This is a genomic window from Streptacidiphilus jiangxiensis (assembly GCF_900109465.1).
GTDB classification, from domain to species: domain Bacteria; phylum Actinomycetota; class Actinomycetes; order Streptomycetales; family Streptomycetaceae; genus Streptacidiphilus; species Streptacidiphilus jiangxiensis.
Genome location: NZ_FOAZ01000016.1, coordinates 1 through 9,607, shown reverse-complemented (window position 1 = coordinate 9,607; position 9,607 = coordinate 1). Strand labels below are relative to the sequence as shown.

The 9,607-nt window shown below is 71.9% G+C and carries 6 protein-coding genes; 5 read left to right on the top strand and 1 reads right to left on the bottom strand.

Annotated elements, in window-relative coordinates; genetic code table 11:
• On the top strand, window positions 1-1,647 hold a 1,647-nt coding region (locus BMY61_RS27225), incomplete at its 5' end, for a D-alanyl-D-alanine carboxypeptidase family protein (protein ID WP_177240390.1).
• A 16-nt stretch (window positions 1,648-1,663) separates the two neighbouring features.
• Here the strand turns inward: BMY61_RS27225 and BMY61_RS27220 are convergent.
• Window positions 1,664-2,815, bottom strand: coding sequence for a glycoside hydrolase family 3 N-terminal domain-containing protein (locus tag BMY61_RS27220; RefSeq protein WP_042447411.1), 1,152 nt, complete (start codon window positions 2,813-2,815; stop codon window positions 1,664-1,666).
• A 220-nt stretch (window positions 2,816-3,035) separates the two neighbouring features.
• Between BMY61_RS27220 and BMY61_RS27215 the strand changes: the two genes are divergently transcribed.
• From BMY61_RS27215 to BMY61_RS27200, 4 genes are all read left to right on the top strand, one after another.
• Complete coding sequence (locus tag BMY61_RS27215) at window positions 3,036-3,878, top strand: M15 family metallopeptidase (RefSeq protein ID WP_236656007.1); 843 nt, start codon at window positions 3,036-3,038, stop codon at window positions 3,876-3,878.
• Window positions 3,879-4,017: 139 nt separating this feature from the next.
• Window positions 4,018-4,959, top strand: coding sequence for a LysR family transcriptional regulator (locus BMY61_RS27210; RefSeq protein WP_042447408.1), 942 nt, complete (start codon window positions 4,018-4,020; stop codon window positions 4,957-4,959).
• A 145-nt stretch (window positions 4,960-5,104) separates the two neighbouring features.
• Window positions 5,105-7,441: a M9 family metallopeptidase gene (locus BMY61_RS27205; protein WP_042447405.1), complete on the top strand. Its 2,337-nt coding sequence runs from the start codon at window positions 5,105-5,107 to the stop codon at window positions 7,439-7,441.
• Window positions 7,442-7,609: 168 nt separating this feature from the next.
• On the top strand, window positions 7,610-9,607 hold a 1,998-nt coding region (locus BMY61_RS27200; protein ID WP_083555216.1), incomplete at its 3' end, for a putative Ig domain-containing protein.

Genomic DNA, 9,607 nt, shown 5'->3' with positions numbered 1-9,607 from the left:
GCCGAGGACCTGCCGGAGGCTGAGGCGGAGCCGGAGGCCGAGGACCTGCCGGAGGCTGAGGCGGAGCCGGGGGTCGACACCGCCTACCTGCTCGCTGCGCCCGCCCAGGATCAGCCCAAGGTCGCGTCCGAGCGGACGGGCGACTCTGCTTACGTGCTCGGCGCTCCCGCTTCCACCCGCGCGGAGCCCGAAGCCGAGACGGCGTACCTCCTCGCCGCGCCCGCGCCCACTCGGGCCGAGCCGGAGGCTGAACCTGCCGTCGCGCAGCCGCGGGAGGAGGAGACCCGCTTCCCACGCGCCGCGCCCGCGCCCGCTCCCGCTCCCCTCCCGTTCGACGCCCCCATCCGGCCGGTCCCGTACATCGACGGACCGGACAACCCGCCCTCGCGCTTTCCGCGCCTGTGGGACGCCGTCTCGCGGATGCGCGGGCGGAACGCCCGCGTCGTGGCGGTCGGAGGGGTCGGCGTGGTCGCCGTCGCGGTCGTGGCGGCAGTGGCGCTCGGGTCCGGGCCGGCCCACACCTCGGGCGGGGGCTCCGCCGCCGGGACGGCGGGAAGCAGCGCTCCGGCCGCGCCGCGGCTGCGCCTGACCGTGCCCGCCTCCCTCACCGTGCCCGGGCACCTCGACCTGGCGTGGCCCGCCACGGGACAGGCGGCGATCGCGGTCACGGGAGTCGGCCTGCTGGGGAGCAGCGGTCCGGTGGACACCCCGAAGTCGATCGCGTCCGTCACCAAGACGATGACGGCCTATCTGATCCTCAAGGACCACCCGCTGGCCCCCGGCCAGTCCGGGCCGACGCTCACCATCACCCCCGCCGAGGCCGCCGCGCTGCCGGAGCAGCAGGCGCTGCACCAGTCGCTGGTGCCGGTGCGCAGCGGGGAGCGGTTCACCGAGCGGCAGGCGCTGCAGGCGCTGATGCTGGCGTCCGCGGACAACATGGCCGAGGTGCTGGCGGCCTGGGACTCGGGCAGCCAGAGCCGTTTCGTCGCCCGGATGAACGCGACGGCGGTGAGCCTCGGTATGGGCCACACCCACTTCAGCCAGCCGTCGGGCTACCTCGGCACCTCGGTGTCGACGGCGACGGATCTCGTCAAGCTCGGCGAGGTGGCCATCACCGACCCGTTCTTCGCCGACCTGGTCGACGAGTCCTCCGCCGTGATCCCCGGTGGTGCGATCCGCAACTACAACGCGCTGCTCGGTGAGTACGGGATCGACGGCATCAAAACCGGCTCGACGTACTGGGCGGGCGGCTGCCTTCTCTTCTCCGCGCGCACGCGCGTCGCAGGGCACGAGGTCACGCTGGTCGGCGCGGTGCTGGGACAGCCGGGCAACATCACCACGATGCTGCCGAGCGTGTTCGCCGCGACCACGCGCCTGCTGCGCAGCGCGGACCACGCGCTGAAGCGGGTGACCGTCGTCGGCACGGGCCGCACGGTCGCGCAGCTGTCCGGCCTCGCCGGCGGAGACGGATCGCCCGAACTCCTCAGGGCTTCCCGCGCCGTGACGCTGATCGGCTGGCCGGGCCTGCGCCTGGCGCTGCGACTGTCCGGTGCCGCCACCGCCCACCCGGAACTGCTGGCCGTGACGCCCGACGGCCGGACGGCCGTCACGACCCCGCTCGTCACCACCCCGCCGGCCTCGGGCTGACGCGTCCGGTCATCCGTCACCCGGTGCAGAGATTGACGTGTCGTACGGCGAGGACGGCGCCCGCGGCGTCGATCAGGCGGGAGCGGGCGAGCAGGCCGCTCTTCGTCGCGGCCACGATGCGGTCGGCGATGGCGGTCGTCCCGGCCTGGGGGTTGCTCACCGGGCCGAAGAGGATCATGTCGGCTCCGGAGCGCAGGGCCTGCACGGCGGCGCCGGGCACGCTCCAGCCGGCGTCCGAGATGGCCTTGGCGCTGAGGGAGTCGGTGAGGACCAGCCCGTGGAAGCCGAGCCTTCCCTTCAGCTCCGTCGTGATCAGCGTCGCCGAGATGCTGCCGGGGGCGGTCGTGAGGCCCGGGACGGAGGCGTTGGACGTCATGACCGCCGGTACGCCTGCCCCGATCAGGGCCTTGAACGGCGGCAGGGCGATGGCCTGTTCGGTGGACCAGGGGAGGGTGTGGGCGGGGCCGAGGTCGGTGTTGTAGCTGGCGTGGCCGAGGCCGGGGAAGTGTTTGGCCACCGGGATCACGCCACCGCTGCGCAGTCCGTTCATGTAGGCGACCGTGTCGCGGGCGACGACCGCGGCGTTCCCGCTGAACGCACGCAGCCCGTCGGGGTTGCTCGCGCTGGGCACGACGGCGCGGCCGTCGACGTCGGCGACCGGGGCGAGGTCCATGTTGACCCCGGCGGCGGCCATCCTCACCGCCACGTCGTGGACGGCCCGCTGGATCTGCGCGGCGGACCAGTCGGCGCCCATGGTGCGGGCCCAGGGCAGGGACCCGACCAGGTTGGCCATGCGCTGGATGCCGCCGCCCTCCTCGTCCGTCATCACCAGCAGGCCGAGCCGGCCGGGGACGTGGCTGCGCAGCCGGGTGAGCAGGACGCCGAGGTCGGACGGCGCATGCGAGCCGAACAGCAGCACTCCGCCGGCTCCCTGGGCGATCTCCGCGGTGACCTGACCGGGGTCGGTCTCCGAGGCGGGCACGGCGATGGTCAGCATGGCCAGCCGCAGGTTCGACCATCCGGCCAGCTTGCCCGTGTTGGTGCAGGCCGCCGCGGTGGCCTTCGTCGCTGAGGCGTCGGCACCGGCGGCCAGGGCGCCGGCGGCGAGCACCGCGCAGACGGTCAGGGCGCCTGCCCTGCGCCCGGAGTGCAGGAATCGATACAGCAAGGAACTCAGCCTCCTCACGGCCGGGTGACTCGGATCCGACTGCGATGGTAGGCCGTCGGCCACTCGCGCGGAGGGCTGAACGGCTCATGCCTCCACGCGAGCCCCCGAACGGCGGCACGCGTCCCGACGATGAGCCCTGCCGGGCCGGTTCGTTCCCTTACGATCGCAGGGCCCGGGAACGACCGTTGGCCGGCGCGGACCCACCAGCTCGGAGGGACACTTGGACCACAACGACCACCGCGACCACCGCGACCACCACGACCACCACGTCCACCGTGGCGAGCACCTGGGACGGCGTCTGGGTCGTGTCGCGGTCACGCTGGTCGCTGCGATGCTTCTGCTCGCCGGGTGCGGCACCAGCGGGGCCCGCAGCGGCGCGGCAGCAGCGCCCGCCCTCACCACCTCCGAGGCTCCGCCGCAGGCAGCGCCTCCTGTCACCGACGCGTCAGCCGCCGCACTGGACCCGGTCGTCTCCGCGATCACCACGGCGCAGTGGCAGCGGATCGTGGCCGTCGGGGCGTGGCACCAGGGCTGCCCCGTCGGGCGGGCGCAGTTGCGCGATGTGACCCTCACCCACTGGGGCTTCGACGGGAAGCAGCACCGTGGCGTCCTGGTCGTGAACGCGGACGTGGTCGCCAGTGTCAAGCGCATCTTCGCCCGGCTGCTCGCCGACCACTTTCCCATCCGGCAGATGAAGCCGATCGAGGACTACGCGGGCGACGACAACGCCAGCATGCGCGCGGACAACTCCTCCGCCTACAACTGCCGCCGCGCGAGCCAGGCCAACGCACCCGCCACCGACTCGCCGCACGCCAACGGCCGCGCGATCGATCTCAATCCGGTGGAGAACCCCTGGACGGACCCGCGCTGCCACTGCTGGCAGCCCACCGGCAAGTACGCCGCCCGCACTCCGGGCTTCGGCAAGATCACCGAAGGCAGCGCGGTCTGGCGGGCGTTCCACGCCGACGGCTGGATCTGGCAGGACATCAAGACCGCCGACTACCAGCACTTCGACACCGGCTACCCCTCCAGGCCCTACCGGAGGCACTCCTCGCCCAGCTGACGCCGGGCGGCACATCGTCGTGATCCGGCGCCACCTGGCGGGGACAGGCCCAGCCGCCCGGCGGATTTCCGTGACCCGTCGCCGTTCCTACGGTCTCCACCCGTAGTGGTTGCCACCGGGGAACGAGAGGGAACGGGGCATGGAACTGGAGCTGCGGCACCTGCGGGTGCTGTGTGCGATCGCGGACGCGGGCAGCGTGGGGCGGGCGGCGGTGGCGCTGGGGCAGTCGCAGCCGGCGACGAGCACCCAACTGCGCCGGATCGAACGGTTCCTCGGCGGTCCGCTCTTCGAACGGCGGGCCTCCGGCGTGGCGCCGACGGAGTACGGGATGGAGGTGCTGCTCCAGGCGCGCGAGGTGCTGGCGCGGGTGGCCGGGATCGGCAGCAGGCCGCAGGCCGGTCTCGTCGGCGGGCCGACGACGCTGCGGTTCGCGGCGACCAACTCCTCGATCCTGTCCGGCATGATGGCCCGCGCCAGGGCCCGGATGCCCGACGTCACGCTGACCGTGAGCAGCGTCTACGCCTCCTCCGCGATCGTCGAGTTGCTGGAGCGCGGTGAGGTGGACGCGGGGATCGCGGCCGACTACCCGGGGCTGACGCTGCGTCATTCCGCGGCGGTGGCCCATCGGGGCATCGTCACCGAGCCGGTCTTCGTCGCACTGCCGGCCCGGCACCGGCTGCGCCACCGGACGGAGGTGAACCTCGCGGACCTCGCCGAGGACGACTGGTTCGTCACGCCCGACGACGGCGCGGGATGGCCCGGGGTCTTCCACGAGGCGTGCGCGGCGGCCGGGTTCCGGCCGCACGCCGTGCACGAGTTCATCGGCGACCGGCAGCAGCTCCAGGCGATGATCGCGGACGGGCTGGGCGTCTCGCTGGTCCAGGCGACGCTGTGGCCGGCCCAGGGCGTGCTGGTCAAACCGCTGACCGGCACGCCGATCTGGGTCCGCTACGTGCTGGCCTGGCGTCCCGGGCGGGTCGCCGAGCCGGTCGCCGAGGCGCTCTTCGGCGCGGCCGCGGCCGCGCATCACGAACTGCTCGCGCGTGCGCCGCACTTCCAGACGTGGGCGTCGGCGACGTGAACGGCGAGTGGCATGTTATGGCACATACGACAAAGTGATATGTCACACACTATTGTCCGGCAGGGGTGGGGCTGGAAGTGTCCCTGCCACGCCTCAGCAACCTCCCCGAGGCGCATCTGTCCATCCGTCCATGAATGGAGTAGGGATGCGCTACCGCTCAACCCTGCCCGGAATCCTGGCGAGCGGCCTCGCGGCCGCCGTCGCCGCCACCGGGTTCCTCACACCGGCCGCCTCGGCGGCCACGTCCTCGGCCAGGGTCCCCTTCAAGGGAGCCTCGTCGTTCGCGGCCCGAGCCGTCCCCGCCGCCCACGTCGCCGCCTCGTCCGCCGCGGCGAAGGCCGGCCGGACCAGGCCCGGCCCGCTGGGCCGGAACACCGGCGGCTCCGACACGCCGGCGCAGCAGGCCGCCAGAACCGGTGCGGCCCTGCTGCCCCCGCAGACCCCGCCGAAGCCGCTGACCGCCTCCCACGCGGGCGTGCACGCCCGGCTCGGTACGCATGCCGCGGCGGCCTCCTGTACCGCCGCCGACTTCGGCAGCCGCAGCGGCGCGGCGCTGGTCTCCTTCGTCGAGGCCTCCTCCACCGACTGTGTCAACACCCTGTTCGGCCTCACCGGCGCCGACGCGGGCAAGGCGTTCGCCGAGCCGCAGATGATCACTGTGGCCGACGCCTTCGCCACGAGCGCCGCCTCGTACACCGGCGACGACTCGAAGGGCATCTGGCAACTGGTGCTCTTCCTCCGGGCCGGCTACTACGTCCAGTTCAACAACTCCGCCGCCGTCGGCCCCTACGACGCCTCGCTGACCTCCGCCGTGCAGCGCGGCATGGACGCGTTCTTCGCGAGCCCGCACGCGGCGGACGTGACGGCGGCCAACGGCGACGTGCTGGGTGACGTGGTGGTTCTCACCGACAGCGCGAGCGACCAGGCGCACTATCTGACCACCTACAAGAAGATCCTGGGCGCCTTCGACCCGGCGAGCTACGACGCGACCGGCACCATGACCCCGGCCGTCAACGACGTCTTCACCCCGCTGTGGCGCGGCAACTGGGTGCCCGCCTTCGTCGACGCGGTCACCGCGGACCCGAGCATCCTCGACACGCTCGACTCCTTCGCGCTCGACCACACCGGGCTGCTCGGCGGCGACGACTCCTACGTGGACGCCAACTCCGGCAACGACCTGGCCCGTTTCGTCGGCCAGACCGCGCTGCAGGCGAAGGCCCGCCCGCTGGTCAAGGGCCTCCTGGACGCCTCCTCGATGACCGGGCCCACCGCGGCGCTCTGGGTTCCGGTCGCCTCCCAGGCCAACTCGTACGACGCGGCGAACTGCGGTTACTACGGCACCTGCAACCTGGCGGCCCAACTCACCGCCGCCGTGCTGCCGATCACGCACTCCTGCGACGCGACCCACACCATCGTGGCCCAGTCCCTCGACGACGCCGACCTGGCCGCCGCCTGCACCAGCGTGCTGAACGAGGACGCGTTCTTCCACAACGTCGTCAAGGACGACGGGCCGATACCCGGCCAGTACGAGAACTCCGTCAAGCTCGTCGTCTTCGCCAGCAAGAGCGACTACGCGACGTACGCAGGCGCGATCTTCGGCGTCGACACCGACAACGGCGGCATCACCCTGACCGGTGACCCGACCGACCCGAACAACCAGCCGATGTCCATCATGTACATCAAGAGCCCCGACGACGGGTTCGTCGCCGGCATCTGGAACCTCAACCACGAGTACACGCACCTGCTGGACGGCCGCTACGACATGAAGGGCGACTTCAGCGCGGAGGTCACCGTGCCGGACATCTGGTGGATCGAGGGCCTGGCCGAGTACGACTCCTACACCTACCGCGGCATCACCGACGACGAGGCGGTGACCGAAGCCGCCAAGCACACCTACGCGCTGAGCACGCTCTTCCAGAGCACCTACGAGAACAGCGACGTCACCCGCACCTACCCGTGGGGCTACCTGGCGGTCCGCTACATGCTGGAGAAGCACCCCCAGGACGTGTACGCCATGCTCGGCCACTTCCGCACCGGTGACTACGCGGGCGGCTACGCGGTCTACAACGGCGTGGGCACCGCCTACGACGCGGACTTCGACTCCTGGCTGACCGCCTGCGCCGCGGGCGCCTGCAACCAGCCGGTCACCCTGCCCACCTGCCCCGACGCCAGCCCCCAGGCCATGGGCCAGAACTGCTCCCGCAGCGACCAGGCCGAGCCCGCGGGCGACCTGGACTACTTCTACCTCTACCTGCCCGCCGGCACCACGACGCTGACCGTCTCCTCGACCGGCGGCACGGGCAGCGCCTCCCTCTACTACGACCCGGACACCTGGGCCTCCCCCAGCACCTACACGGCCTCGTCCACGAACGCCGGCACCGCGCAGAGCCTGACCGTCACCAACACCACGGCCGGCTACCGCTACTTCAGCCTCTACGCGAACACCGCCTTCAGCGGCGTGACCGTGTCGACCCGGTACTGACACCCACGAACCCACCCGCCGGTGGCGCGAGTGCGCCACCGGCGGCCTGTCGTGTTCCCGCCATATGTGCCATCTTTCCCCACGGCCGGTGGTGGCAGCACAATCCCGCTGTCCCGTGCCGGTCACCCGGCCGGCACCCCTGGTACGGCTTCGGATGTCAGGAGAGACATGTCCGGAACGACAGGCAAGCGATCGTTACCCCTCGTCAGCACCCTGGCCGCGGCCCTGGTCCTGGCCGCGCCGGCGCTCGCCGGCAGCGCGCAGGCCGCCGCCACGAACCATGGCGCGCCGCATCCCGTCGTGCCGACGCTGACGCAGGTCAGCAGTGATCCCTACTCCGACTCGCAGGCCCAGCACGCCACCGAGGTCGAGCCGGACACCTTCAGTTACGGCAGCACCATCGTGTCGGCCTTCCAGGTCGGCCGGGTGTCCGGCGGCGGCGCCTCCAACATCGGCTGGGCAACCTCGACCGACGGTGGCCAGACCTGGACGAACGGCTTCATGCCCGACACCACCGCCAACACCGGCGGACCGTACGGGCAGGTCAGCGACGCATCGGTGGCGTACGACGCCAAGGACGGCGTCTGGATGGTGTCCTGGCTGGGCATCGACGCCAGCGGCAACGTGGACGTGGACCTCAGCCGTTCCACGGACGGCGGCCACACCTGGGGCAACCCCGTCGTCATGTCCACCGGCACCTTCGACGACAAGAACTGGAGCGTGTGCGACAACCACTCCTCCAGCCCGTACTACGGCCACTGCTACACCGAATACGACGACGCCAACGCCGGCGACGCCGAGCACATGCGCACCTCCACCGACGGCGGCCTCACCTGGGGCTCGGAGCTGAGCCCCGCCGACGGCCCCAGCGGGCTCGGCGGGCAGCCGGTCGTGCAGCCCAACGGCACCGTCATCGTGCCGTTCTCCTCGGCCAGTTCCAACGCCGAGCGGGCCTTCACCTCCACCGACGGCGGCAGCAGCTGGGGCTCCAGCGTGCAGATCGCCACGGTCTCGCACCACACCGTGGCCGGCCTCGAGGACGCGGTCAACGACCTGCCGGCCCTGTCGTCGCCGCGCGACACCCTGCGCGAGAGCCCGCTGCCCTCGGCGGAGATCGACGCCTCCGGCAAGGTCTACGCCGTCTGGTCCGACTGCCGCTTCCGCAGCGGCTGCCCGAGCAACGACATCATCATGTCGACGTCCACCAACGGCACCTCGTGGAGCGCGCCGGTGCGGGTGCCGATCGACGCCGTCACCAGCACCGCGGACCACTTCACGGCCGGTATCGGCGTGGACCCCTCCAGCTCGGGGAGCAGTGCCCGCCTCGGTCTGACGTACTACTACTACCCGAACGCCAACTGCACCGACACCACCTGCCAGCTCGACGCGGGCTACGTCTCCTCCACCGACGGCGGCTCCACCTGGACCGCGCCCGTCCAGCTGGCCGGCCCGATGACGCTGGCCTGGCTGCCGAACACCAGCCAGGGCCGGATGTTCGGTGACTACATCTCCACCTCGGTCCTCGCGGGTGGCAACGCCGTCACCGTCATCCCCGTCGCCCAGGCCCCCAGCGGCAGCACCTTCAATGTCGCGATGTACGCGCCCGCGGGCGGGCTGCCCGTCGGCACCTCGTCCGGCGGCGGCAACACCGTCACGGTGACCAACCCCGGCAACCAGAGCGGCACCGTCGGCACCGCGGTCTCGCTGCAGCTGTCCGGCACGGACTCCGGTGGCGCGGCGCTGACCTGGTCGGCGACCGGCCTTCCGGCGGGCCTGTCCATCTCCTCCTCCGGCCTGATCTCCGGCACCCCGACCACGGCGGTCACCGCCAACGTGACGGTCACCGCGACGGACACCACCGGTGCCAACGGCTCGGCATCGTTCACCTGGACGATCAGCGGCAGCGGTGGCGGCGGTGGCGTCACCAACGGCGGCTTCGAGACGGGTAGCTTCTCCGGCTGGACCACGACCGGCAACGCGGCCGTGACCACCGCGGCCAAGCACAGCGGCAGCTACGGCGCCATGCTGGGCCTGACCACCCCGTCCAACACCTCGACCGCGGCGCAGACCTTCACCGCGCCGACCGGCTCGACCAAGCTGTCCTTCTACTACAACGTGACCTGCCCGGACACCGTCACCTACGACTGGGCCACGGCCACCCTGAAG

Coding starts and splice junctions, on each gene's coding strand:
- BMY61_RS27210 (WP_042447408.1), top strand. CDS start 4,018: ATGGAACTGGAGCTGCGGCACCTGCGGGTGCTGTGTGCGATCGCGGAC.
- BMY61_RS27205 (WP_042447405.1), top strand. CDS start 5,105: ATGCGCTACCGCTCAACCCTGCCCGGAATCCTGGCGAGCGGCCTCGCG.